Genomic DNA, 24,577 nt, shown 5'->3' with positions numbered 1-24,577 from the left:
AAATGCACGTTTGCCAACTCAAATGAACCCCACATTGAGTTTGCAGATTCACGGCTATGTGCCGGTCGACTTGCATCTGCAAGAAAAAAGTTGTATTTTTTATTGCATATCGGATGACTTGGGATGAGCCAAACATTTGAAGATAAGGCGTTATATCGCATTCGAGGGACAGGGGGAGGGTGGGCATTCTCACCCCGAGACTTTCTGGACCTCGGGGGCCGCCCAACTGTCGATTCCGGGCTTCACCGGCTGGAGAAGCGGGGCGAGATTCGCCGCGTCATTCGCGGCATCTATGACTACCCTCGTTTCAGTAAGCTCCTCGATCAGAGCTTAAGCCCCGACATCGACCAAGTAGCGAGGGCCTTAGCGCGGAAGTTTCGCTGGCGCATTCACCCCGGTGGTGCCACTGCCTTGAATTTTCTCGGGCTTTCCACTCAGGTTCCTGCCCGCGTTGTCTATCTCTCGGATGGCCCTGATCGGATCTATCAGATCGGCAATACCGCGTTGGCATTCGAGCACACGGCATTGAAGGAGTCCGGCATCGAGCTCAAGGAAAGCGGCCTAATCGTTCAGGCGCTCAAGTCGCTCGGGCAGGAGCGAATCACCCCTGAGATCATCTCGAAGATCCGTGCATGGCTGCCGGAATCGTTGCGCTCCAAAGTCCTGGCCGATACCAAGACTGCAACTGGCTGGGTGTTTAGCGCGATCCAGCAGATCACTCAAGAGGCCGTTCATGGATAAGATTGCTGCTGGACCAGCCTCGGATAGGCGGGATCTATTTCGGGAGTCGGCGAGCCGACTCGGCATGAATCCCGCCATCGTCGAGAAAGACTACTACCCTTCATACATGTGATAGACCTTCGCGATGATCTGCCATGCGCCGCCGAGTTTGATGAGGGTGTGAAGGTCCGTGTAATCCGCGCCGATTGCGTCCTTCTCCATATCGACACGTACGACTGCCGTAGTGGGCGTGATAGCGAGAACATCAAGGCAGCGATGATGTCAGGTCTCCTGCGCAATAGATCAGTCGGTGTCCCGAAGTCGGAGATCGCCGGCACTTCCGGAATGTCGACCACCGGCGTCAGTTCCGCTGCGTACGTCCCAGGCTGGGCGCCCGTAAGAACATCCAGCCGGTTCAACTGTGCCTCCAGCGAGACTTTGATCAGCGGGACCGTCGCCTTCGCTTGCGATAGCACAGCTTGTGCCTGGGCAAGTTCACGGTCGGACGCGATGCCCGCGTCTTTGCGTTGCTGCACCAGCTCGACGAGATGGGTGTCAGTGGAGATTTGTTCTTTGGCAAAGATTAAGCGTGCCTGCGCGCCACGTATCTGCATATAGGCGTCAGCGGCTTCTGCGGCCACAGTAATGCGGGTTCCCGTATGGAGGGCCTCGGCCGCCTGAGCCTCGGCCGTAGCAGCTTCAGCGCCTTTTTTCAAACCGCCAAACAGATCCGCTTCCCAGCTTGCGCTGATTCCGAGATCGTAATAGTTCTGGCTGCGATCGTAGCCGGGTAAGGACCTACCGATGCGGCCGGTCATGCTTTCGGTGGACTGGTAAATGGAGGTCGTCGAACCACTAAGAGCTGCAGACGGCAGCCGTCGCGCTCCCGCGCCTCGGGCAGCCGCACGCGCCTGCTCTACCCGCGTCATGGCGGCGGCGAGGTCGAGATTCTCATCCAGTGCCCGCTTCACAACTCGGGTTAAAGCTGGATCGTGGAAGCCAGTCCACCATTGGTCAAGGGGAGGTGACGGCATGGAGGCGACGCGAGTTTCAATGGAGGGGGCGTTGTGAAACGGCTGTAGGTTCACCGTCGGGCGATGATATTTTGGCCCTACGGTGCATCCGGTAACGCTCGCGCTGAGTGCAACGGCAAAGCCGATTCGGAGGGTGAACCTCAGCGCGGCAGGTGAACCATTCGAGGGCAACATTAGCAATCCTTACGTGGACGAAATAACGTACACGTATAATATGATATACAGAGAAAGAAAGATTCAAAGGTTTTCGAGGAAAAATTGACTCTGCAAAAGCGAAAGGAACGCTACCGTTCTGAACTGCGCGCCGAGACTTTGTCGGCAGCTCGAGAGCTGATCCGAGAGGAAGGCTACGAGGGCCTAACCATCCGCAAGCTCGCAACCCGGATGGAATGCTCGCCCATGGCGCTCTATTCTTATTTCGCCGACAAGCAGGCTCTCCTGACCGCTCTCGCACTCGAAGGTTTTGAAAAGGTGGCTAAACGGTTCGGCTCTGCCGTTGACCGTGATCCGCTTACTGCGCTTCGAAACATACTGCTGGACTACATTGCTTATGCTGAGGAGAGCCCCAACGAATACAGGATTCTGTTCCTATCGGTCGAAACTATCGGAGGTCTGGAGCAGAGCCGCGAGGACTTGCAGGAGCGAAATCCGGCTTTTGGAGCGCTATTCAGGTGCGTGGAAACGTGCATCAAGGCAGGAGTGCTTCAAGGCGAGGCGTTCGCTGTGAGTACAGTATTGTGGACAGCGGCTCATGGCGCAGCAGCCCTGCTGATCACGGCGCGGAAATTTCCGTTTGGCAGCCGTCAGCTCTACGCTGAGGAGGTCGTCGCAACCATAATAAGCGGCGTGCAAAGCCGGGTGATCGTGCGGATCTGAATCGTCACATGATTCATTGCGAGTCACGATCATGCAAAGCATCATGACCACAGATACACTCGCCTCAATCCAGTGAAGTAACGAAAGGAAGCCCATGTACAATTCCCAATTGCGAGATAACGTCTCGTTCGAGGGTTTCCACCATGGCGAGTGACAAGGCAAAAAAGAAAGCGACAAAGAGAGTAGAAAAAGCGGTCAGTAAAGCCGTGAAGAAGGGCGTGACCGAGGGCGCGGTCGAGAAGGCCGTATCTCAGGGAATGACCAACGGTGCCAAGAAGAAGCCCGTCGGCAAAGCTGCGGCGGCAGATGCGAGGGAAGCGAAAACGGCTTAAGGTCCTTGGTCCGTTTTCACGCGCTTCTATTGACTGAACCCGTCGGTCAGGGAGACATCAATGAGTGACTCGCCCTGTTACAGTCAACCGAGGATCACGCGGAAGCTGGTCGGCGGACCCTGACCAATTCTATTCTCACCGCGACACTTCCCGGGATACGGCTGTGGAGGTTGGTGCCATGCCCTCAACTAGCGACTAGATGGGGCTTGCCCGAATAATTGATTCGGTTAAGGCCGTTCAGCGCGGCAACCTTGTAGCATTCGGCCAAGGTAGGGTAATTAAAGACCGTGTTTATCAAGGAGTCGATCGTGCCTTCGAATCCTATGACGGCTTGTCCGATGTGAATGAGTTCGGTTGCACCTTCGCCAACGATATGAACACCCAGTAGCTGGCGCGTCTCCCTGTGAAACAATATCTTCAGGAGTCCGGTAGAGTCGTTTAGGATCTGGCCTCGCGCTATTTCACGATAATGTGCGATTCCAATCTCGTAGGAGACACCCGCTTCGGTCAGTTGTTCTTCTGTTTTGCCAACGAACGAAATCTCCGGAATTGAGTAGATCCCGTAGGGAAACAATTCGGGTACAGACACAACCGGTACTCCGAAAGCATGGCATACTGCCACGCGCCCCTGCTCCATCGCAACGGACGATAGACTCGGGAAACCGATCACGTCGCCCGCGGCGTAGATGTGCGGCTGCGAGGTTTGGAAGTTGGGATTTACTTCAATCCGGCCGCGCGCATCGGCAGCGAGTTCACATGCCGCAAGATTCAACGAATCTGTGTTGGCCTGCCGACCTACCGCGTAGAGTAAAGCGTCCGACCAGATTTGCTTTCCGCTCTTCAGCTTCGCGCAGACTTTGCCCTCAGAAGATTTCGTAACCTCCTCGACTTCCTCACCTAGACGAAAAGTGACGCCCAGGCTGCGCATGTGATAACTCAGCGCTTCGACGATCTGCTGGTCGACGAAATCGAGTATTCGAGGGCGGCGTTCAATTAGTGTCACCGGAATATCCATAGCGGCGGCAATACAGGCATACTCGATACCAATCACCCCACCCCCGACGATGGTCAACACATGGTGCTCCGTCCTTAAGCGGCGAATCGCGTCTGTATCGATAATGGAGATGCCATCGACGGGAATCGCGTCGTTGTGAGCCGGTCGTGAGCCCGTTGCGATCAATACATAGTCCGCGTGCCAGAACTGCTCTCCTTCCAGATTCGCAACCCGTACAGTGTGCGGTCCGGCAAAGGACGCAGTGCCAGTCAATACATCAATTTCGTTGCGACGAAATTGACTCTCGAACACCCGAACTTCGTTGGACGCGACTTCCTCGATTCTCTGCGCCAGGTCTACAGGCGAGATTCGGCGATCGGTGCACCCTGATCGTGTTGAACGCAGGACAGCCTCTCGGAGTGTCTTGCTCGGAATTGTGCCGGTGTTGATACTGGCCCCACCGAGAGCGATAGCGCGTTCGACCACTGCAACCTTTTTGCCGAGTTTGGCGGCCTGAATTGCCCCGTGATGTCCGGCGGCGCCCGAGCCGATCACCACCATGTCGTAATGCCTTGCCGAACCATTATTTTCGTTCATCGAAACTATTCTCCTGTAGAAGTTGGCACAAGCGAGAGGCCAGGAGAGACAAGGGCAGAATGTCATCGATACCGCATTCGAGCGCGTCCCACCAGAGTTCCGCCGTACTGGAAGAAGTGACAAGCAGGATTGATGTGGAGAGATTGATATCGATGCAATTGACCCGTTCGACGAGATCTCTCCAATTACCATCAGCCAAGGCGAGTTCAGTGACGATCACGGTCTTCTCGCGCGCCGAGTTGAGCAAATCAACTGCCGCTCTGATGCTGCGCGCCCACTGAACAACCAGTCCGCACGCTTCGAAATCCTGCGCGACGGTGGTTTCCGGGCTTCTGTTGGACACGAAAATTACTGTTCCTGCTCGTTTGTATGTCTGCATCGCTTCACTAACGACTACCGGATTCCAGGCTAAGCGCTCCGGTCTTCGATTGGCCGTAAGCCGCCGTAAGCTCGCCGTAACACGCGGGAGCATAATGAATACGGGAGAGAAGCACGTGCCAACTCCGCCGTTGCCATCCGAAAAATCTCTCGCCAACTCTGCCGCCGACCCCGTGCCGGCGACGGCGGTTCGCGACCAATTGGCGCGCGTGGTGAATAGCCCTGGTTTCGTTTCGTCAGTCCGGCTATGCCGGTTTTTGGCGCACATCGTGAATCGGACAATCGATGGAGATATCGATAGCCTCAAGGAGTTCTCGATTGCAATGGAGGTGTTCGACCGCACCTCGGAGTACGATCCGAACATCGACGCGATTGTTCGAGTCGAGGCCCGTCGTCTCAGAGCGAAGTTGAAGGCCTATTACGAGGAAGGACAGGGTACGGTTGATCCGGTTCTGATTGGATTGCGGCCGGGCAGTTATGTCCCGGTCTTCCGATGGCTTGACGCCCAGCCGGCAAAGCATCGCGAAGAGATTGACGCCGCACCGCCACCAGGCCGTATATGCGTTGCCGTCTTGCCGTTCGTGAACATGAGTCCGGAGCCGGAGCAGGACTATTTTTGCGACGGGATCAGTGAAGAGATCACGAACTCGCTTACGCGGGTATCTGGTTTGAACGTGATTGCGCGGACATCGGCCTTTCACTTCAAGGGCGCCAACGTCGATATCCGGGAAGTAGGGCAACGTCTCGGCGCGAATCTTGTCATCGAAGGAAGCGTGAGGAAGGCCGGCGAACAACTGCGGATCACTGCCCAGGCAATTCAGACCGAATCGGGTCATCACGTTTGGTCGGAGACGTTCCGTCGCACGCTCCCGGACGTGTTTGCTATCCAGGAAGAGATTGCACAATCTGTTGCGGACTTACTCAGGCTTCACATGCCGGAAGGACAAGGGCCAGTGCGGCCCTCCCCTCCTGATCTTGACGCATATACAAGGTACCTGCGAGCTCGATTTCTGATTCACCAGCAGTCGCCTGAAACGCTGCAGGCCGCCCTGGAGCAGCTACGAAGGCTCACAGAGACTTATCCCGACTACGCTCTCGCTTATAGTGGCGTGGCTGGGGCGAACGGCCTTCTGGCTCAGTTCGGGATGGTCTCGGGCCGCGATGTGTATCCAGAAGTGAAAGCGAACGCGGAGCGAGGTTATGCGCTCGATCCTGAATCGGGCGACACATGCACGATGCTGGGTGGACTTCGTGCCTGGTTTGAGCATCGTTGGGATGAAGCGGACAGAATGTTTGACCGCGCGCTAAAACTACAACCCAGTCATGCGCCGGCTCACATGTTTCGTGCTATGGCTTTGTTGTGTCAGGGGGACACCAATGCGGCAGAGTCAGGACTTCGGCGCTCGACTGAACTGGACCCACTCTCGGCCAGCGACTGTGCGCGGATGGCTTACCTTCATTACATAAAAGGAGACTATTCGTCAGCCGCAAAGCATCTCCGCCAGTCTTTCGAACTGGACCGCGACTATCCTGAAGCGCGATTTTACGAAGGACTCTTGCACTTCCAACAGCAGCGTTACGACGCAGTGATACAGTGTCTCTCGCCATCTGCCTCACCATTGGATATCGGTCTGCTTGCCGCCGCCCACGCCCAGGGAGGCAGCTTATCGCGAGCCGAAGAATGTATCGGGAGACTGCATCAACTCGCGGGGCGGCAATACGTCACTCCCCTGGCAGAAGGTTTCGCCGCAGTCGGGATGGGAAATTTCGATTTGGCGTTCCAGCGCTTGGATGAAGCGATAGACCACAAAACAAACTTCGTGAATCTCCTGGCGATCGAGCCGTTTTTTCAGCCTCTTCACCCTGACCGCAGGTTTGCCAAATTCCTGAAAAAGCTAAACTTGTCGCAGTAAAGATGCCGCAAGCAATGCCGTTAGCTTACGTAGGGCTTACATAGGGCTTACGAGGCATTACTCCCCCCGCTTCCGCGTTCGAGGCACCATTGCCTCATGAAACGACGCACTCGCACAACCTACTTGGCCTTCACCCTGGGGACGCTGGCGCTGCTGGCGCGAGGCCAGAATCTCACACCTCTATCCCCCCCGCCCACGGTTGAACAGGCGGCGGGACAACAGTCAAACCTTCCTGAATTGACTCTCGAACAGGCGGTTGAACAAGCTGTCGCGAACAACAGCAGCCTGAAGACCGCCAGCCTCGATACACTCCGGGCCGCCGACGATCTGGCTGCGAATAAGACAAGACGTTTTGCGAATACGCAGGTCACTGCGCTCGGCGCCCAATTGGTTACGAAGCCATCGGTTACTTATCCGGCAGGCGCACTCGGGGTATACAGCGCGACCGGGCCGATTCCGGCGACGAATCAGAAGGTCGAGATCCCGCGAAAACCCGTAGGCATAGTGAATGTCTCGGTTGCCCAGCCGCTTTCGACGCAGTACCAGCTGCATCTGCAATTGAAAGCTCTTGAGCTGGGGTTGGAAGGTACACGCCAGGACCAGGTGAAGACCCGTCTGGAGGTGGTTGACCAGGTTCGACGTGCTTACTACTCGGTTGTCGAGGCACAGAGCTCTTTGGATAGCCTTCAAGCGTCACTCCCTTACTACCGGGAATCGCATCGTCTGGCGTTAGTGAACCTCGGTAGAGAGACGATTCTCGAATCGGATTTGCTGAACGCCAATGCGCAGCTCCTGAAGATCCAGAACGCCATCAACGATGCGAGCGACAGGGTCGCGTCGGCGAGCGAACAATTGAACGATCTGATGGGCCGGGACGTACACACGCAGTTTCGGGTTGCGGCGATCGGCGACGCAGATACCGATCTCGCTACATCCGAAGCCATGGAAGTCCGCGCTCTTCAAAATCGGCCAGATGTGAAGAAGGCGAAGCTTCAGGTGCAGCAAGCCAATTACGACGCGCGGGCGAAGAAGGCGGAATATATCCCCGACGTAAGTCTGGCATTCAGTTACTACACAACTGCGAATTTCGAGAATGTTTTTCCAAGCAACGTTGGGACAGTGGGCCTGTCGCTTCGGTGGGAACCGTGGGACTGGGGACGCAAGCACCATGAATACGACGAAAAGCGAACCAAGGAAGAGCAGGCCAAGGTTGGCGTCGGCGCTACGGAACGAGCCGTTCTTCTGGAGGTGAGAAATGCGCGTCGGCAATTGGAGAACACTCGCCGGCAACTGACCCTCAGCGATGCAAGCGAAAGTACGGCCCGGCAGAAGCTCAAAGAGTTGCAGGAGAAGGTGAAGCGCGAAGCGGCATTAAGCAGAGATTTGTACCAGGCACAGTCGGATCTGGCATCCGCGGACAGCCAGCAGCAACAGGCTCTCACTGCCTTCTGGAAGGCAAGAGCCGATTTGAAAAAGGCGATAGGAGAAGAATGATGCGTATCTCAATTGGAATTCTAAGTTTTGCTGCGTTTTCGGTTCTCGCCGGCTGCGCAAAGACGCAAAAGGCGGGGCCAGAGCCGGTTCCCGTTGTGGCGGAGATTGTGGCTACACAGCAGGTCCAACCCAGTTGGACTTACTCCGGCGAGATTCGTCCGGACACTGAGGTTCAACTGGCCTTCAAGGAACCCGGTTATATCGCCGCTCTGTATCGAGTGAAGGGCGTCGATGGTCGGATGCGTGATCTGCAAGTAGGCGACGAAATACCTGCTCGGGCCACACTGGGCCGACTGCGCAGCTCCGACTATGAAGCCTCGCTCAACTCCGCGGTCGGCCAGCAGCGCTCAGTGCAGGGTACGCTTGATGTTTCGCAAGCGGAACTTAACCGAGCAAAGGCCGACCAGGCAAAGGCGGATCTTGACTTTGAGCGTGCACATGCGCTCTATGCCGCCAAAGCAATGACTCGTCCGGATTACGATGCGGCGGTGGATCAGCACACGTCGGCTACCGCCAGTGTGGAGGCCGCCGTGCGTCAGATCGAGGCGCGCCGCGGGCAGTTGAGCGCTGCCTCGGCGCAGGCTGTCTCAGCGCGGATCAATCTTGGCGATACGAGCCTGAACGCTCCCATGCCTGGAGTCATCGTCGAAAAGAGTGTGGAACCGGGCAGCCTGGTTGCTGCAGGGACAAGGGCGTTCACGCTCGACGATACACGCGTCGTGAAGGTGAACTTCGGAGTTCCCGACAGCATGCTGGCACACCTCAAGCTAGGAGCACCGGTGCCTGTGCAACTTGATGCATTGCAGGGGCGGACCTTCACGGGGCAAATGACAGGAATCTCCGCCTCCGCCAACCGTGAGTCCAGGGTTTTCAACATCGAGGTTACTCTCCCGAACCGGGATCGCTTATTCAAGGTTGGCATGATCGCCCGCATCCGTATTGAGCAAGCTAATACGCAAACTGTGCCTGTGGTACCACTGACTGCTTTGATGACCACGGAATCCGATTCGAATAACTATTCCGTCTTCACTGTAACGGAGCGCGATGGAAAACAGTTTGCGCAATTGAAGAGTGTGAGGATTGGTGAAACCTTCGGCAAGTCGGTTGTCATCGACGAAGGCCTTACGCCCGGCGAACGAATCGTCGTCAACCGCACGAACCAGTTAAGCGATGGAAGCCTGATCCGAGTGATCAAGCAGGAGAGGCAGCAATGACACACGCACAGAATGAGCAGTCCACGAACAAGAAACAGAATCTCGCCCGCTTCTTCCTCGAACAGCGACACATCGCCTGGGTTTCGCTCGCGGTTGCGCTCCTCTGGGGAATCTACGGCCTATTGAAAATGCCTCAACGGAAAGACCCGGACATTCCGGTACGCCAGGCGATGGTGATCGTGCCATGGCAGGGAACATCGTCCGAGCAGGTAGAGCAGTTGGTGACTAGAAAAGTCGAACAAGCGCTCGCCTCAAACCAGTGGGTGACGGAGATCAAAAGCGCCTCCCGGACCGGTTCGGCGATGGTCCAATTCGAGCTGGCTGAAAAGGGAAAGTACGACCGGGACAAGGAACTGGACGACGTCAAGATCAGGCTGGACGCTATCCACGACCTTCCCCAGGGAGCGGGGCCCATTCTGTACATCAAGGACTTCGGGGATACGTCCGCATTGATGCTCACAGTGGCCAGTCCGCCGGCCGACCCAGCCCAGGTCGCCGGGATGAGCAAGCTCGTCGAGACACAGATTCGGCAGGTCCGGAGTGGCTTGGATGCGCATGCCGGGTCACGGCGTTCCATCGTTGTGGTCTTTCCAAAGTCTATCGATAGCGACGAAGTTGAGCGCAAGTTGTCCTTCGTGACCCGAGACATGGCAGCCCAGCATCTATGTTCCGATGTGCGAGTGTTTTCGGGAGCTGGGTTCACAGGGGTGGACCTGGCTACGAATCTCAGCACTTCCGATCTGCAGTCGGCCTTGAGGAAGTTCGCAAATCAGGATCTGCAAACCGACGAGCTTCATCCCGATGCGTGGAAACCTGCGATCATCGACGAACCTGCAAACACTACCGCAGCCCTTCAGGCCGTGGCCGGTGATAAATACACTTATCGCGACCTGGACGACTTTACCGATACCCTTCAACGGAGCCTCAAGACGCTGCCGATCGTGGCGAAGGCGGAACGTTCCGGGGTACTGGATGAGAACGTCTTTCTGAATTTCTCGCAGCAGCGTCTGGCGCAATACAAGCTAAGGCCGGCGGATCTTTCCAATATCCTGGCGGCCCGGAATCTCCCGGAGAGCGGCCAAACGATCAATGCACGCGGACGCACGGTTAGCGTCAACACCACAGGCGAGTTCAAGAGCATCGACGATCTGCGGAATGTAGTGATAGGCACGTCGCAGAACGGAACGCCGCTTTACTTGCGGGATCTCGTGGACATCGACAGGGGATACGAGAATCCCCCTTCGTTCCTGAACCGGTACACGCGCCGCGACGAAAACGGCAGATGGATCACGACACGCGCGATTACGCTCTCGGTCCAGATGAAGAAGGGGGAACAGATCGGATCTTTTGGAAAACAGGTTGACGCCAATCTGGAGAACGTCAGGAAAACATTGCCGGCCGATCTGGTGCTGGCCAGGACCTCAGACCAGCCCCTGCAGGTACACGACAGCATTGAGCTCTTCAGCCACAGTTTGATCGAGGCGCTGGTGCTGGTGGTCGTCGTGGCTTTGATTGGCTTCTGGAGCTGGCGGACAGCCATTCTGATTGCAGTTTCCATGCCGATTACGCTCGCGATCACGTTCGGCGTCATCAGCACGCTCGGGATCGATCTGCAACAGGTCTCGATCGCTTCGCTGATCATCGCGCTTGGACTATTGGTCGATGTACCGGTGGTATCCGGCGACGCTATCGTGCGCGAACTGGGCGCCGGGCAGCCACGGTCCGTCGCCGCGTGGCTCGGACCAACGAAGCTATTCAAGACGATGGCGTTTGCGACCGTCACGAATATCGTCTCCTATCTCCCATTTCTGCTGTTGCCCGGAGATACAGGGAAATTCCTATACAGTCTGCCTATCGTCATCAGTTGTTCGCTGCTGGCGGCCCTGCTCGTCTCCATGACCTTTGTGCCGCTCATCAGCTCGTTTCTCTTGCAAAGCCAAATCGAAACCCCAATTGAGGAGAGGCGGCAGCGTGGGTTGACGGGCTGGTATTTCCGAACGGCAAAGAAGGCGATTGAACACAGAAAGCTGTGCCTCGCGGGCTCGCTTGTCCTGCTGATAGCGGGCGGCGTTGTCTTCTCCAGGCTGAAACCGCAGTTCTTTCCAAAGGATCTTCAATACTTTTCTTACATCGACGTGTGGCTGCCTGAAGACACTCCCGCGAGCGCGACCAGCACCGCCGCTCAGCAGGTGGAATCTATCACCCGCCGAGTAGCGGAAGAGTACGGCAAAAGCCACCCAGAGCATGGACACCCGAAGGATGTGTTGCAATCGATGACCACGTTCGTGGGCGGGGGCGGTCCGCGCTTCTGGAGCAGCGCCACACCTGAGGACAGGCAAACCAACTATGCTCAGGTGATTCTACGAACGAAAGACAATCATGATACGACCCCTCTGCTTGCCCTTTTACAGCCGGAACTGGACAGGCAAATTCCTGGAGCAATCATCGATACGAGGACCCTCGAAACGGGCAAGCCGGTTGGAATTCCAATTCAGGTCAGAATCTCCGGCGAAGATCTGCCACGTCTCAGAGCGGAAGCCGAACAGCTGAAGCAAATCTTTCGCGACATCCCCATCGCCGCCAGAGTTCGAGACGATTGGGGCGAGCCGAGTGCGAGAGAAGTGGTGCACGTCGATGCGGACCGGGCAAACCTGGCGCACGTCACAAACGCAGATGTCTCCGATTCCGTCGGTGCGGCTCTTCATGGCATTACGGCTGGAGTTTTGAGAGATGGCAACAAGCAGGTTCCGATTGTTGGACGCATGCAGATGGAAGAGAGGTCCCAACTCTCCGATCTGCGCAGTCTATACGTCTTCTCGCGCCAAGACACCCCTCCAGTGCCTCTCGATCAGGTGGCGACGACTGCCCTGAGTCCGGTAACGCCTAAAATCCGACGCTTCGATCAGTACCGCACGATTACTGTGCAGTGTTGGCCTACGCAGGGGCATTTACCTTCGGAGGTAATCGCAGCGGCGATGCCAAAGCTGGAGGCATTCCAGAAGCAGCTTCCCGACGGGTTCATATTCCGCTTCGCAGGCGAGCAAAAAGAGCAGGTCAGCGGCTTTGCTGATCTCACTACGGTGCTGCTCATTTGCGTTAGCGCCATTTACCTGGCACTCCTCGCACAGTTCAAGAATGCCTTCAAACCCCTCATCGTGTTTGCTGCCATTCCGTACGGCGTTGTCGGTGCAATCTTCTCACTCGCCATTATGGGCCAGCCCTTTGGATTTATGGCGTTCCTTGGGATCATCAGTCTCATTGGCGTCATTGTGAGCCACATCATTGTGCTGTTTGAATTTATCGAGGAGCGACGAGAAGAGGGCGAGGACTTGGAGTTGGCGCTGATCGATGCCGGCATCCTGCGTTTGCGGCCAGTGATGATCACGGTTGCGGCCACAGTGATTGCGCTGTTTCCGCTGGCTGCACACGGCGGCCCGCTTTGGGAGCCTCTTTGCTATGCGCAGATTGGGGGGCTGACGATCGCTACTTTCGTGACGCTTCTGCTCGTTCCCGTCCTCTATTCCTTCGTCGTGCTGGATCTGAAGTTGATCCGTTGGGAACAAACGGAGCCCACGGCTCCGGCTGCTTCAGAGAAACCGGCAGAGATGCCTGCAATATCGGGGGTGCATGCGTGACTGATATGAACTTTGGGCACATCATCCAATACGCAACATTATTGTCGCTTCTGATGGGAGGTCTCGGTGTGGTTGTCGCGGTCCTAAATCACCGCGAGCAGGTGAAGACGCAGATCTTCCTGGCAATGTCTGCCCAGTATGACGAACTGTTGAAGAACTCTTCGGCGGCATTCTGGCTGAGCGTGCCAGTTGGAACGGAACTTCCTGAGCGGACGGACGATTTAACCATCTCAATGTTGCGATTCTGCACGCTGGTTTCATTAACCTATCTTCTTTTCTGCGAACGTCGCATACCAAAACGAATGTGGGAGTTGATGTTCCGTTCCGCTGAGCGGAGGTTCCGCAGTCCCTTATTTGTGCGTGAGTGGGAGCATGTGAGAACTGAATTCGAAGCATTTCCGGAGTTCATCGATCTTGTTGCTTCAGTGCATCATATGCCGCCCCATATTGAAAGGCTCGGCCCTGGACCAGTGTTACCCGCACAGAAAGAAGGACACCAGCTGCCATGTTGACATCTTCGGAGTTGAAGAAAATACCAATCTTTTCCTGCTTGAACGACGCGAACCTTATGTGGCTCTCGCAGCAGGCTGCCGATCTTCATCTGGAACCGGGTGAGTATCTCATTCACGAAGGGGAGCCCACCCCTTTCTTTGTCGTGATGGACGGAACCACGGAAGTGCTCAAAGATGTGATGGGGCGTCGAACTGAAGTCTCAGAGCACAAGCGGGGCGATTTCTTTGGTGAATTGGCGATTCTCATGGCAACGGCAGCTCCCGCCTCCGTACGCGCGAAGACAGCTTGCCACTTGGCACGGCTCGATCCGCAACACCTGCAGGAATTGATTCGACGCTCGCCCGAGTGCAGCGCGGTGATCTTACAGACCCTGAACGAACGGGTACAAGTCGTGCAGAAGTATATGCTGAATCTTCCCTCCAGCCGTGTGCAGATCGTCGGATCGAAATTTGATGACGATTGCCGAGAGATTCGTACCTTCCTGAGCATGAATCGAATCCCTTATGAGTGGACCGACCGCGAACGTAGCGCACATCTGGCTACGACCGACCAGGCTTGCGAGATTGCTGGCCTATCCGTCGTCGTGGATGGTTCGTTCTGCGTCAGCCATCCTCCTACGGTTCGTAAGATAGCTGAAGCGCTCGGATTCCAGACGGCTCCCCATCGCCAAAGCTATGACGTGGTGATTATTGGCGGCGGCCCAGCGGGACTGGCGGCGGCCGTCTACGGAGCCTCGGAAGGGCTCAGCGTCTTGTTGGTCGAGCGCAAGGCTCCCGGGGGTCAGGCTGGCACATCTTCTCGCATCGAGAATTACCTCGGTTTCCCCAATGGCATCTCAGGAGATGACCTCAGTCAACGTGCGTTCCGGCAGGCGGTTAAGTTCGGAGCCGAAGTGGTTCTTACCCGAGAAGTCCAAGAGATCACTCCGCATCCCGATGGCGCATACACGATTGGGCTCGATGGTGGCGATAGGGTTGCCACAGAGACGGTGATCCTGGCGACCGGAGTTGCTTGGCGCAGGCTTGAGGCGGACGGCGTCGATCGCTTCATCGGACGTGGAGTCTTGTATGGGGCCGCACGTACGGAGGCCCCCACGGTGGCAGGGAAGCGCGTCTTTATCATCGGCGGCGGCAACTCTGCCGGCCAAGCTGCCCTGTTCTTCGCAGATTACGCGAGTTCAGTGACCATGCTGGTCCGCGGCGAAAATCTGAAGCGCAGCATGTCGCAATACTTGATCGATGAGATTGCTCTCGTGCCGGGCATTCGGGTGGAGACGGAAACTCAGGTGGTCTCTGCAGACGGCACGGATTGCTTGAAAGCAATAGACACTCGGAAAAGGGGGGAGCCTGCCATCCGCCGGGTTGCAGAAGCACTGTTTGTCATGATCGGCGCCAATGCATTAACTAATTGGTTGCCGCCTCAACTCCAACGTGAAAACGGGTATGTCCGTACAGGGCGCGAGGTGAGCGACCAGCCAGGTTGGGCAGCAGATCGGGCTCCATTCTTACTGGAAACAAATCTTCCCGGTTTCTTCTGTGTAGGTGACATTCGCTACAACTCAATCAAGCGCGTTTCCAGCAGCGTAGGAGAAGGCAGCATGGCCGTTGCTTTTGTGCATCAGTATCTCTCGTGCTGCTCAAGTCGAGCATTCGTGGCATAGCTACAACGCCACGTTCATGGTCTATAGCGCATGGGTGGCTATGCCATTTTCGGTGCGATCTACTTCCTGATCGGCGGAATTCTACTAAGTCGAAAGCTGTCACAGGGCGTGGTGGAACCAATCACCGGCCAAGCTTCTGTAAGTCTCGGGAAACGCGCTCCTCGTCACTTTAGTCCTAGATAGTCGTCGAACCGGAAGGAATATCGACAAACCCAAATACCAGACAAGCCCGTCGGGTGGGAGGGCATAGCTTGCTCCTGCATGGCAGGAGCGACGCCCGGGGCGGGAAGGACGGGCAAAAAGGAGCCTGCTGGTTAGCAGGCTCCTCAAGCAAGGTCGAAGGCTAGGCAGCCTTCGCCTTCTTCACGGCTTTGGTTTGGGACTTCGCAACGGCTTTCTTCGCGGTCTGCGTCTTCTCTTTCGCCGCAAACTCCTGTTTGACCTTGAGAGCGATGGCGTCGGTGTCCACCTTATAGACAGCGGCGGCATCATGAAGCACCTGCGAAGGATTATGTCGGGTCGCCATGTAGAGGATGGTGGTCTCCACCAACACTTTGCCCAACACGCTCTCCTCGGCGCGACGCAGGTAAGCGGCAAACAGCTTCCCGAGTGAGTCGCTGTCTTTGGCCTTCCTGATGCCGTATTGCTTGGCAACGATGGCAAGACGGTTTTCGTCGAGCAAGGATGCCAAGCGTTCCGCAACGAAGAGCAGATCGCGTTTCAGCAACCCCACCGGGACGGCTGCCGTGATGGCGGCGAGAGTGCGGATGCCCGTCGTGTTGGCAATCGCAGTCTCTCGACGCTGCTTCTCCTGTTCCGCCTTCCACTTGGGATCGTCCGCGACCTTCTGCGCACGCGACTTGGGATGATGCACCGGGCAAGTTGGCTCGGTGCAGACCTTGCGCAGTTCGCCTTTGTCGATGCCTTCGGAGACGATGGCTTCGGTGGTGTATTTGCAGGTCTTGAACTCCGGTCGCGCGGCCTGTTCTTTGTTCGCCGGCTTGTCGGCGCGGATTTCGGTGTACCTGTTGCGCGGCAGCGTAACGCTGCCTTCTTTCTGCTGTCCGTGGGCTGTGTTGATTTGCACGAGCGTGGGCTTGGCAGCGATGGCCTTAGCGACGTGGGCTTCTACCTTTGCCTGATAGCAGCCAGGCGCGGTGCAAGCGTCCAGTTTGCCGAGATCGGAGAACAGGAGTTTGTTGTGCCCTGTCCGCTTGGGGCAGTCCACACAGCTACCTGCTGCTGGCACGAGCTGCGCATCCCGTTTGTCGAACGGGGCGAGTTTCAGAACAAGCAGAATGTTCGACTCAATCCAGAATTGCAGACTGCGGACAGGGAGAAGGATGCGTTTCGCCTTCTGGCCACCCGTGCTCCAATCCTCTTTGAAGCAAGCGGCAAGCGCTTGTTCCTGCTGGTCGGGTTGGAGCTTCGCCAGCAAGAGCGCATGACCGACGCCGATCTCCTCGCGGTAAAACGCATCCACGACGTTCTGCGTCAACTCAGTCAGCTTAAGGCGAGAGGCCACGTACACCGGACTCTTGCCCGTCTTCGCGCTGATTTGCTCGATGCTGTACTTCGACTCTTCCAAGTCCAGTAAGGCACGGAACCCGCTGGCTTCTTCCATCGGATGAACGTCGGAACGCTGAAGATCCGATCCAGCCCGCGCCCCATCCGAGGACTCCAGCACCGAACAGCGCACCGAAGAGTCCTGGAATCGCATCCTGAAAGCGACCGCTCATCATCCGGATTCCGGCGAAGATGAGTCCGCCAAAACAGATGACAGCACCCGCGTAAATAGCGAAAGTCTTGAACGTCCCCATGAGCGTTTGCGCTCCGGAAAAGTCCATCGTTCCCTGGGCGTGCGCAACGCTCGCGAATGTGAGCGCGACAAGCGTCGGCCACAACACACGCGCTGCGTGGAACAGTTTGCGTCTGAAGAAGGGCTGCGCCAATCGCTTGGCAAGGTGGGTTGTGCTGCGGGCAATCACTACATGGCTTCTACGAAACATCGGCACCTCCATCGACTGGTCTCAGTCGGGAATATGCCGTGATGATTGGGCTCGCGCTACCCTCTCGTCCAATACGTATTATTTATCGGGTGATAGCTCCGAAGTATCACTTCGTTCTATCTCGCGCCGATGCTTCAACTTCTAGCTGATGAGCGTCATCTGAACCGGCTCATCTTTCACAGGTTGAGAAGGCCGCTTTCCGGTTGCAATGGAGGTTTGTACGGAGATGGATACCTTGTTTGCTGCCGGCTCTTTGCCTTTCTGAGGGAGCTGCTTCATGAGCCGCTTGACCAGGATGGGAACGGTCTTCGGATGACGCACCTTGTGATAGATCAACGCCGTATCCACGGTCCAATCCACGCCGGCAATCGGACGAGTCGTCAGCTCTTCATCGAGGTGTGTGCCCTCCCGGATCAATGCGAAGCCGTGCCCGCCTTTGACCAGCGTTTGCATCTCGGAGGGATGCGAAGCACAGGAGTGTTCTTCAGGCTGGACACCGGCATCTCTGAGGAGTTCCAGCAGCCGCTCATGAGCATCTGGATGTCGTTGTGGGTGATACAAGACGGCAAGATTGCCTTGCAAATCAGCGGTCTGCAGAGAGGCTTTCGCAGCGAGCGGATCGTCTCGCCGCAAGCAGGCAACGAGCCGGTCTCGCCGCAGTTCTTCGATGCGTAGGTCAGGATGGCGCAAGGGCAATGTCACGAAGGCCGCATCGACCGTGCCCGACACAACTTCTTCCGCCAGATGCGCCGTGTCTCCATGCGTTGGCCGTACAGGGCAAACGGGAAGGATCTCTTTGTGTAAATCGCAGAAGGTTCGAAACAGCCCCGGATCAACCAGCGGAGTACATCCGAATCGAACAGAACTAACCTCACCGCGCTCAATCGCAATCAATGCATTGATGACCTCATCCCGCGTCTCCAGCAGCAGCTTTGCCAGCGCGATGAAGGCGAGGCCGGTTTCTGTGGGCCGAATGCGCCCACCCTTCATCTTGCGGAAGAGACGAACCGAAGCGTTCTCCTGGAACTGTCGGGCCTGAACGCTGAGATTGGGTTGCGCGGTACGCAACTCTTCCGCAGCAGCTCGGAATCCCTGTCTCTCCAGGATCGTCAGCAAATATTTGAAATGGCGAAGCTCGGCCCATTCATACATAACGCACCGCTCGACAAGAAGTAGTAGCGCTCTCGACTTGACTCCAAACGAGCGGGTAACCGCACCTCCGCCTGTGGAAATTCTGTCAATCTAAGTCCCAGTTATCAACAGAAATGTGGATTTTGGCCATAATTACGCCGCGTGGCGAAATGCCTGCTTTCGACGAAGTTGCCCCGAGGTGATGCGTAAAACGTATCACCCGATAAATGGAAAGTATTAGACAGGACTCTCCTGTCGAGAGAGGCTAGGCACATTTCCCGGTATCTTCCGATGCCGTCATTCCACGTTTGGAGACGCTGTATGGCTTTCGCGGCAAGCGTTCAGCAAATGCCTTCCAGGGACGTGCTTCTTACCGTTGAGGACGTTGCTCAACGGCTGAACGTCACGAAGGATTGGGTATGGGATCACTCCTCACGCAAGGCTCCTTACCTACCAGTCATTCGCATGAGCGACGGGGTACTTCGCTATCGCTTGAGTGAGGTTGACGAGTTCGTGAGCGAACGGGAACGCCTCTCGGCTATGCGGCGGAAACGCCGGTAAATCGCTCGAAATGACGGTAAAATAGAGGCAGCCCTGCTCGTATTTCCCCCACAGAAATCGAGGCATCAATGGGCAAGTCGCATCAGAAGGGCTGGATCATCCTTCGCGGTAAGAAGTGGTACGGATACTTCCGCCGAGAAGTAATCGATCCTGAAACCAATCAACCAAAAGCTACGATCGTCCCAGTAGTTCTCGGGGCCAAATCGGAGCTTTCAAAGTTCGAGGCAAAGGAAGCGCTGGAACGCGAGATCACCAGGGTCACGGGGTCCATTTCCAATGACCGATCTGCAACCAATGTTTCCGTAACCTTCGGATGGTTCGTTCGCAACCGCTTCTTTCCGTTGAAGGAAGCAGATTGGAGGGAGGAAACTGCGAAGGTGAAGAAGTATCTCATTGAGGCGGATCTCATCGAGAAGTTCGATGAAGACCGGCTTGAGGACATCGACAAGTTCGCCTTGCAGACGCATCTCAACAAACTGGCCAAGATTCAATCGAAGGACAGAGTGCTCCAGATCCGGGCTTACATGCAGGCCATCTTTTCGGAAGCAGTCGATCAGGACTATCTATCGAAAGATCCAGCTCGTAAGGTCAAAGTTCCGGCTCACCTTCGTGAGACGGACAAGACTGTCCTGACCTGGGACCAACTCAGAAGCGCTTTGGATCATCTCGAACTGCGTGACCGGATCATTCTCGAACTCGACATGACGAATGCACTTCGCCCCAGCGAGTTGTTTGGACTGAGATGGAAGTGCTTTGATCGCGCAGCACACGCGATGGCTCTCGTGGAAACGACCTACATGGGAGAGATTCGCGATTGGGGAAAGACCAAGGGAAGTTTCCGCACCATTCCCCTTTCGAGAGACCTGACCAAAGAGCTTTGTGTTTGGGAACTTGAGTGTCCTGACATATCCCCCAACGCGTTCATCTTTCCGAACAGCGATGGAGGATTCATCGACACGGGCAACTATCGGAAACGAGTGCTGCACAAGTTGGCTCGCGACCTGAAACTGCCCAAGCTCACGTTTCAAGTCATCCGGCGCTCGATTGCAACCTTGGCGCAGAAGAAAGGAACGGTGAAGGACGTGCAGGGTGTACTGCGACACTCTCGCGCGGCAACGACCACCGACGTCTACATGCAGGAGATTCCAAAAGGCGTGCGAGCGACGATTGATTCCATCCATCGCGAGCTGCGGAAGAGCACCAAACTCGGAGTCGCAGGGTCTGGAAGAAAGAAGGAAGCACCCCGATCCACCGAGAAAAAGGTGGGGTTCGGGAACGGCAAGACCAGAGTTTCGGGAGGCCGCATATTGAAGGAGAGGAGGAGCGCAGGCGATTTCAAAACCCCTTCGCAGAAAGGTTTTGAAAATTTGCTACCAAATGCTACCAAGCCGGGAGAGGCGGAGCCGCTAAGTTATTGGATTTATTGGTGGACCTGATCGGGATCGAACCGATGACCTCTTCCATGCCATGGAAGCGCGCTCCCAGCTGCGCCACAGGCCCACTCTCAGGAAGGACTCTTTCTATTCTGGCTGACAGCTCAATATTAGTCAACGTCGGCGGGAACTTATCTATCCTGCACCGGTGTCTAAGTCTAATAGAGTGAGCGAGCACTCGGCCGCCGGCGGCGCAGTTTCTAATACCTTCTGGAGCGTCGCGCTCTCGAAAGTTGCATAGCGATTCATCACGTCGTAATGTAAAGGACACCCGATATGCAGGCGGGCACGATAGTGGGCAATCTAGCCAGTGCGATAGGCATTACCACCGAAGACGTTGCTCTCATCGCTGACCTCAAGGCCGGCTCCGAGGAGGCGTTCGCTGTGCTGATCGCGCAGTACCATCAGCCGCTCTACTCTCTCATCGCACGCAGCCTCAACGATCCAGCCGACGCCGCAGACATCACGCAGGAAGTCTTCATCAAGGTATTCCGCAGCATCCGCGGCTTCCACGGCGATGCCAGTCTGCGAACCTGGCTCTATCGCATCGCGCTTCACGAGGCCTCTAATCAGAGGCGCTGGTGGTCACGCCACAAAAAGCAGGAGATCACCATCGACTCCTCCTTTGAGGCCGATCCCGATGCCGAAAACAGTCATCTTAGCCTCGCCTCTACGCTTGCCGATCAGTCCGATTCTCCCTTCGACCACGTCGCCCAGGCCGAAGTTCGCGAGCGCGTCGAAGCTGCCCTTCGCCAAATTCCAGAGGCTTTTCGCACTGTAGTGATCCTGCGAGAGATCGAAGGTTTCGCTTACGAAGAGATCGCCGAGATCCTCAACGCCAATCTTGGCACCGTGAAGTCGCGACTCACCCGCGGCCGCGCCGCCCTTCGCACCATCTTGAACGCCGACGGCGCCGTCGCTGCAACCAATTCTGCGTCTTCCATAGACTCTCAGACATCCAACGTCGAGGTGGCCCAATGACCTCCCCAACCTGTCTGAAGTGCCAGTCTTCTTTCTCGGCTTATCTCGACGGTGATATCAGTGGACGCCAGATGCATAAGATCGCGTCGCATCTGGAGAGCTGTGCCGAATGCAAGCGCGAGTTTACCGCGTGGCGTGCTACTCAGCAGGTCCTCGCAAGCGTAGGACCGGCGAAGGCCCCTGCAGACCTGGCGCTTCGGCTTCGGCTGGCCATCTCGCATGAGCACTCCAGGCGCAAATCGAGTTGGATCGATACAGTTAGCCTCAAGTGGGACAACGCCGTCCGTCCGATGCTTCTGCAGGTCTCTGCAGGTTTCGCAGGCACCGTCGCACTCGTCGGCGGCATCGCGCTTCTGCTCGGACTTTTCGCTGCGCCGGAGCCCGTCATGGCAAACGACGAACCCCTCGGCGCGATGACCTCTCCTCACTATCTCTACTCTTCAGTCAATCCGCACGCCATCGTCACCGATCACGACGGCGTCATCATTGTTGAGGCCAGCGTGAACTCAGAAGGTAAAGTCTACGACTACCGCATCGTCTCCGGACCTGAGAGTCCGGCGACCCAGAGCCAGGTGGTAGATCAGCTTTTGACCAGTGTCTTCCAGCCCGCCAGCGTCTTCGGCGCACCGGTGCGCGGACGCGTCGTGCTGACCTTCTCGGGCATCTCCGTCCGCGGCTAGAAAGTCCATTTCGCCACACACAGGTTGACCCAAGAGTTGAGTCCATGCAAACTGATCGCGAACTGCTCGCCTCTGCCTACGAACACTTCAATATCCGCGAGATAGACTCCGTACTTAACCTCATGCACCCCGACGTGGACTGGCCCAATGCGTTGGAGGGTGGTCGTGTCCGCGGCCATAGCGCTGTGCGCGACTATTGGACCCGTCAGTGGGCCATGCTCGACCCTCATGTCGAACCCACGGGCTTTGCCTTGAACCCAGACGGCCGCACCATCGTTCAAGTTCATCAAGTAGTGCGCGATCTGACTGGCAAGGTTCTCTCAGATCGAATCGTGGAACACGTCTATCTTGTGCAGGATGGCCTTATTCGCAGTATGGAGATTCGCGAAACTCCGCTCTCCTGAACCGATGAATACCGTGGACAGGTTGCCTCGCATACCTTCGCTCCCATAAACTTCACGGGAGCGTCGAATCTATATCGTGTCCTTTCCAGCAAAACCGTCTTCCTTTCGTCATCCCGCGTTCCTCCTCGTCTGCCTCGCGTCTTCCTTGCTCCTGACCCCTCTCAGCGTCAGGGCGCAATCGAGTTCTTCCAGCAGCAGTTCAGAGAGCCCTCCCGATGCGACCATCTCGAAAGAGGCGCCCGCCAAATCTGCGCCCCGCATCGCTCAACCGGAAGCTGGTGGCTCTGCTATTACTCTCGAAACCAGTGAGCCTCTCTTCGATCTCGCTGTTGCGCTAAACGTCTGCGGATATGACGACGGCCTCGCCAACTCCGCCCCGGTGCGCCTCAAGATTCGCGATGACATTAACGCGCAAATTGCCGCCTCCGCCGACACCCGCACCAGCAGAGACGCGCTCTGCGCCTACGTCCGTGAGCACACCCTCGTTGATGCCAGCCTCAACCTTGCCCAATACATCTCGCTGGCTCTCTACCTGTCGCCTCCGCCCAGCCTCTCCCCCATCGTCGGCGAGACGGAATTGCCGCCCGACTCCACCCAGGTCGTCAACATCCTTCCTCTGCTAAGAACATTCGCTGAGAGTGTAAATCTCCACGCCATCTGGATTGAACATCGCGCTGAGTATGAAGACCTCCTCAAGCGTGTCCACGACCCACTCACACGCACCATTCTCAGCACCAACATCTACCTCCATCTCCCGGTCAGCAGCTACGATGGACGCCGCTTCCTCGTTCTGCTCGAGCCCATGCTGTCTCCCTCCGTCACCAACGCACGCATCTACTCGAACGACTACATCGTCGTAACCTCGCCGGCGGCCGAACCTCTCGGCGCAGTCCACATGGACGACATCCGCCATAGCTATCTCCACTACGAGATCGAGCCTCTGGTCTACTCTCGCGCCTCCGCGATGGAACGCCTCCAGCCTCTGCTCAAAGCTGTTCAGGATGCGCCGCTCGACTACACCTACAAAACTGAGATCGTGCCTCTCATCACGGAGTGCCTCATCAAAGCCGTCGAAGACAGGACGATGGACGTAGGGATCCCCAAACCAGCCAAGCCGACTGCCGTAAAGCAGCGCGCCGAGATCGAGCAGTACAACGCCGACCTGAGCGCCTACGAGCGTGAAGCCGAAGCCACCCGCCGCAAGGCAGTCGATCTCGCCATGCGACAGGGCTGGGTGCTCACCGAATACTTCTACAATCAGGTCGGCCAGATGGAGAAAGAATCCGTCAGCCTCAAAGAGTATATGGGCGAGATGGTCTACGGCATGGACGTCGACCGCGAGCGCCATCATGCCCAGCAGATCGCCTTCCTGCCCTCCGGCAGCCGCGACGTCCTCCGTCGCGCCCCGCAGCAACTTACCGGTCTGCAACTTGCCGAAGAGAAGATCTTCAAGGGTGATCTCGCCGGCGCGTCCGACATCGCCAACAAAGTTCTCGCCGACCCCAAAGGCGACCACGCCCAGGCCCACTACGTCCTCGCTCGCGTCAACCTCATGCAGCGCCAGCCTGGGGCCGCCTTCGCCGACTTTCAGGAGGTCCTCGACTCTTCGAAGGATCCACGCACCCTCGCCTGGTCGCACATCTATTTAGGTCGCCTCTATGACGTCAAAGACGATCGCAGGAAGGCCGTCGCCGAGTACCAGGCCGCTCTCACCGTCCGCGACGCCCAGCCCGACACCAAGGCAGCCGCTGAAAAGGGAATCAAGGAGCCCTTCGTTGCACCAAAAGTCGCCCATCAACAGGAAGAAGATGACGACGCCCCACTGGACCCCAGCGGAAAAGCCGAGAAAGACGCCTACCGTCCCCCGCCGCCCCACTAGGCATTGCCCCGCTTTTGCCGCTGTTTTGCTTTTGCTTGATTTTTGCTTTTGCCTGTCCTTTGCTTTTGCTTGTCCTTTTGCTTTTGCTTGTCATCCCGCAGGGATCTGCTTCTGTCTTTGTTTTGCTCGTCGCTGCCCA

20 protein-coding genes, 1 tRNA gene and 1 pseudogene are annotated in these 24,577 nt (G+C 56.7%); 14 read left to right on the top strand and 8 right to left on the bottom strand.

Annotated features, from left to right (window positions below; translation table 11 throughout):
• Positions 1-123: 123 nt before the first annotated feature.
• Positions 124-741, top strand: coding sequence for a DUF6088 family protein (locus HDF12_RS22540; RefSeq protein WP_179586035.1), 618 nt, complete (start codon positions 124-126; stop codon positions 739-741).
• On the opposite strand, the gene HDF12_RS23025 is transcribed toward HDF12_RS22540, so the two are convergent.
• Positions 732-1,928 carry a TolC family protein gene (locus HDF12_RS23025; protein WP_218892506.1) on the bottom strand — a complete coding sequence of 399 codons (1,197 nt, stop codon included), beginning with the start codon at positions 1,926-1,928 and terminating at the stop codon, positions 732-734. The genes HDF12_RS22540 and HDF12_RS23025 overlap by 10 nt on opposite strands.
• A gap of 84 nt (positions 1,929-2,012) precedes the next feature.
• Here HDF12_RS23025 and HDF12_RS19310 point away from each other — a divergent pair, with 84 nt between their 5' ends.
• Entirely contained in the window at positions 2,013-2,630 is a 618-nt protein-coding gene (locus HDF12_RS19310; RefSeq protein ID WP_179586033.1) for a TetR/AcrR family transcriptional regulator, read from the top strand.
• A gap of 143 nt (positions 2,631-2,773) precedes the next feature.
• The gene (locus HDF12_RS19305) at positions 2,774-2,962 is read left to right on the top strand and encodes a hypothetical protein (RefSeq protein ID WP_179586031.1); all 189 of its coding nucleotides are present in this window, start codon (positions 2,774-2,776) and stop codon (positions 2,960-2,962) included.
• A 184-nt stretch (positions 2,963-3,146) separates the two neighbouring features.
• Here the strand turns inward: HDF12_RS19305 and sthA are convergent, their stop codons facing one another.
• Together sthA and HDF12_RS19295 are read right to left on the bottom strand one after the other, a co-directional pair.
• Entirely contained in the window at positions 3,147-4,553 is a 1,407-nt protein-coding gene (sthA, locus tag HDF12_RS19300) for a Si-specific NAD(P)(+) transhydrogenase (protein ID WP_179586029.1), read from the bottom strand.
• Positions 4,540-4,896: a hypothetical protein gene (locus tag HDF12_RS19295; protein WP_373563965.1), complete on the bottom strand. Its 357-nt coding sequence runs from the start codon at positions 4,894-4,896 to the stop codon at positions 4,540-4,542. The genes sthA and HDF12_RS19295 overlap by 14 nt, the downstream gene beginning before the upstream one ends.
• Positions 4,897-5,026: 130 nt before the next feature.
• Here HDF12_RS19295 and HDF12_RS19290 point away from each other — a divergent pair, with 130 nt between their 5' ends.
• From HDF12_RS19290 to HDF12_RS19265, 6 genes are all read left to right on the top strand, one after another.
• The gene (locus HDF12_RS19290; RefSeq protein WP_179586025.1) at positions 5,027-6,844 is read left to right on the top strand and encodes a tetratricopeptide repeat protein; all 1,818 of its coding nucleotides are present in this window, start codon (positions 5,027-5,029) and stop codon (positions 6,842-6,844) included.
• Between the two features lie 96 nt (positions 6,845-6,940).
• On the top strand, positions 6,941-8,338 hold the full coding sequence (locus tag HDF12_RS19285) for a TolC family protein (RefSeq protein WP_179586023.1): 1,398 nt from the start codon (positions 6,941-6,943) through the stop codon (positions 8,336-8,338).
• Positions 8,335-9,552, top strand: a complete 1,218-nt coding sequence (locus HDF12_RS19280) for an efflux RND transporter periplasmic adaptor subunit (RefSeq protein ID WP_257025743.1) — start codon at positions 8,335-8,337, stop codon at positions 9,550-9,552. Before HDF12_RS19285 ends, HDF12_RS19280 begins: the two co-directional genes overlap by 4 nt.
• Positions 9,549-13,187: an efflux RND transporter permease subunit gene (locus tag HDF12_RS19275; protein WP_179586021.1), complete on the top strand. Its 3,639-nt coding sequence runs from the start codon at positions 9,549-9,551 to the stop codon at positions 13,185-13,187. The genes HDF12_RS19280 and HDF12_RS19275 overlap by 4 nt, the downstream gene beginning before the upstream one ends.
• Positions 13,188-13,192: 5 nt before the next feature.
• Entirely contained in the window at positions 13,193-13,699 is a 507-nt protein-coding gene (locus HDF12_RS19270; protein WP_179587129.1) for a hypothetical protein, read from the top strand.
• On the top strand, positions 13,693-15,360 hold the full coding sequence (locus tag HDF12_RS19265; protein ID WP_179586019.1) for an FAD-dependent oxidoreductase: 1,668 nt from the start codon (positions 13,693-13,695) through the stop codon (positions 15,358-15,360). Before HDF12_RS19270 ends, HDF12_RS19265 begins: the two co-directional genes overlap by 7 nt.
• A gap of 343 nt (positions 15,361-15,703) precedes the next feature.
• Here the strand turns inward: HDF12_RS19265 and HDF12_RS19260 are convergent, their stop codons facing one another.
• The 4 genes and pseudogenes from HDF12_RS19260 to HDF12_RS19250 form a co-directional block, all read right to left on the bottom strand.
• The gene (locus HDF12_RS19260; RefSeq protein ID WP_257025742.1) at positions 15,704-17,080 is read right to left on the bottom strand and encodes a ParB/RepB/Spo0J family partition protein; all 1,377 of its coding nucleotides are present in this window, start codon (positions 17,078-17,080) and stop codon (positions 15,704-15,706) included.
• Positions 17,007-17,369: pseudogene (locus tag HDF12_RS22535) on the bottom strand (hypothetical protein); the annotation flags it as partial. The pseudogene HDF12_RS22535 and the gene HDF12_RS19260, both read right to left, overlap by 74 nt.
• Positions 17,370-17,510: 141 nt before the next feature.
• Positions 17,511-18,521 (bottom strand): LysR family transcriptional regulator, encoded by a 1,011-nt coding sequence (locus tag HDF12_RS19255; RefSeq protein WP_179586017.1) that lies wholly within the window; start codon positions 18,519-18,521, stop codon positions 17,511-17,513.
• 429 nt (positions 18,522-18,950) lie between these two features.
• A complete protein-coding gene (locus HDF12_RS19250; RefSeq protein ID WP_179586015.1) occupies positions 18,951-19,127 on the bottom strand; it encodes a hypothetical protein in 177 nt (58 codons plus the stop codon).
• Positions 19,128-19,129: 2 nt separating this feature from the next.
• On the opposite strand from HDF12_RS19250, the gene HDF12_RS19245 reads away from it, so the two are divergent.
• On the top strand, positions 19,130-20,497 hold the full coding sequence (locus tag HDF12_RS19245; protein WP_179586013.1) for a site-specific integrase: 1,368 nt from the start codon (positions 19,130-19,132) through the stop codon (positions 20,495-20,497).
• Here the strand turns inward: HDF12_RS19245 and HDF12_RS19240 are convergent.
• Positions 20,486-20,561: transfer RNA gene (locus tag HDF12_RS19240), tRNA-Ala, on the bottom strand. The genes HDF12_RS19245 and HDF12_RS19240 overlap by 12 nt on opposite strands.
• A 209-nt stretch (positions 20,562-20,770) precedes the next feature.
• On the opposite strand from HDF12_RS19240, the gene HDF12_RS19235 reads away from it, so the two are divergent.
• The 4 genes from HDF12_RS19235 to HDF12_RS19220 all read left to right on the top strand — a co-directional run bounded on the left by HDF12_RS19235 (position 20,771) and on the right by HDF12_RS19220 (position 24,438).
• Entirely contained in the window at positions 20,771-21,475 is a 705-nt protein-coding gene (locus HDF12_RS19235; RefSeq protein ID WP_179586011.1) for an RNA polymerase sigma factor, read from the top strand.
• Positions 21,472-22,155 (top strand): zf-HC2 domain-containing protein, encoded by a 684-nt coding sequence (locus HDF12_RS19230; protein ID WP_179586009.1) that lies wholly within the window; start codon positions 21,472-21,474, stop codon positions 22,153-22,155. The genes HDF12_RS19235 and HDF12_RS19230 overlap by 4 nt, the downstream gene beginning before the upstream one ends.
• Before the next feature lie 44 nt (positions 22,156-22,199).
• Positions 22,200-22,559: a nuclear transport factor 2 family protein gene (locus HDF12_RS19225; protein WP_179586007.1), complete on the top strand. Its 360-nt coding sequence runs from the start codon at positions 22,200-22,202 to the stop codon at positions 22,557-22,559.
• A 76-nt stretch (positions 22,560-22,635) separates the two neighbouring features.
• Positions 22,636-24,438, top strand: coding sequence for a tetratricopeptide repeat protein (locus HDF12_RS19220; RefSeq protein ID WP_373563964.1), 1,803 nt, complete (start codon positions 22,636-22,638; stop codon positions 24,436-24,438).
• Positions 24,439-24,577 lie beyond the last annotated feature (139 nt).

This window comes from Tunturiibacter gelidiferens (genome assembly GCF_013410115.1).
GTDB lineage: Bacteria > Acidobacteriota > Terriglobia > Terriglobales > Acidobacteriaceae > Edaphobacter > Edaphobacter gelidiferens.
Note: the sequence above shows the minus strand (reverse complement) of the source record. Positions and strands in the feature narration are given on the sequence as shown.

Bases quoted from the DNA above. Each gene is read 5' to 3' on its own strand.
- HDF12_RS19275 (WP_179586021.1), top strand. From the start codon at position 9,549: ATGACACACGCACAGAATGAGCAGTCCACGAACAAGAAACAGAATCTC.
- HDF12_RS19290 (WP_179586025.1), top strand. From the start codon at position 5,027: ATGAATACGGGAGAGAAGCACGTGCCAACTCCGCCGTTGCCATCCGAA.
- sthA (WP_179586029.1), bottom strand. From the start codon at position 4,553: ATGAACGAAAATAATGGTTCGGCAAGGCATTACGACATGGTGGTGATC.
- HDF12_RS19230 (WP_179586009.1), top strand. From the start codon at position 21,472: ATGACCTCCCCAACCTGTCTGAAGTGCCAGTCTTCTTTCTCGGCTTAT.
- HDF12_RS19260 (WP_257025742.1), bottom strand. From the start codon at position 17,080: ATGCGATTCCAGGACTCTTCGGTGCGCTGTTCGGTGCTGGAGTCCTCG.
- HDF12_RS19235 (WP_179586011.1), top strand. From the start codon at position 20,771: ATGCAGGCGGGCACGATAGTGGGCAATCTAGCCAGTGCGATAGGCATT.
- HDF12_RS19305 (WP_179586031.1), top strand. From the start codon at position 2,774: ATGGCGAGTGACAAGGCAAAAAAGAAAGCGACAAAGAGAGTAGAAAAA.
- HDF12_RS19250 (WP_179586015.1), bottom strand. From the start codon at position 19,127: ATGCCTCGATTTCTGTGGGGGAAATACGAGCAGGGCTGCCTCTATTTT.
- HDF12_RS22540 (WP_179586035.1), top strand. From the start codon at position 124: ATGAGCCAAACATTTGAAGATAAGGCGTTATATCGCATTCGAGGGACA.
- HDF12_RS19265 (WP_179586019.1), top strand. From the start codon at position 13,693: ATGTTGACATCTTCGGAGTTGAAGAAAATACCAATCTTTTCCTGCTTG.
- HDF12_RS19255 (WP_179586017.1), bottom strand. From the start codon at position 18,521: ATGTATGAATGGGCCGAGCTTCGCCATTTCAAATATTTGCTGACGATC.
- HDF12_RS19280 (WP_257025743.1), top strand. From the start codon at position 8,335: ATGATGCGTATCTCAATTGGAATTCTAAGTTTTGCTGCGTTTTCGGTT.
- HDF12_RS19245 (WP_179586013.1), top strand. From the start codon at position 19,130: ATGGGCAAGTCGCATCAGAAGGGCTGGATCATCCTTCGCGGTAAGAAG.
- HDF12_RS19270 (WP_179587129.1), top strand. From the start codon at position 13,193: ATGAACTTTGGGCACATCATCCAATACGCAACATTATTGTCGCTTCTG.
- HDF12_RS19285 (WP_179586023.1), top strand. From the start codon at position 6,941: ATGAAACGACGCACTCGCACAACCTACTTGGCCTTCACCCTGGGGACG.
- HDF12_RS23025 (WP_218892506.1), bottom strand. From the start codon at position 1,928: ATGTTGCCCTCGAATGGTTCACCTGCCGCGCTGAGGTTCACCCTCCGA.
- HDF12_RS19225 (WP_179586007.1), top strand. From the start codon at position 22,200: ATGCAAACTGATCGCGAACTGCTCGCCTCTGCCTACGAACACTTCAAT.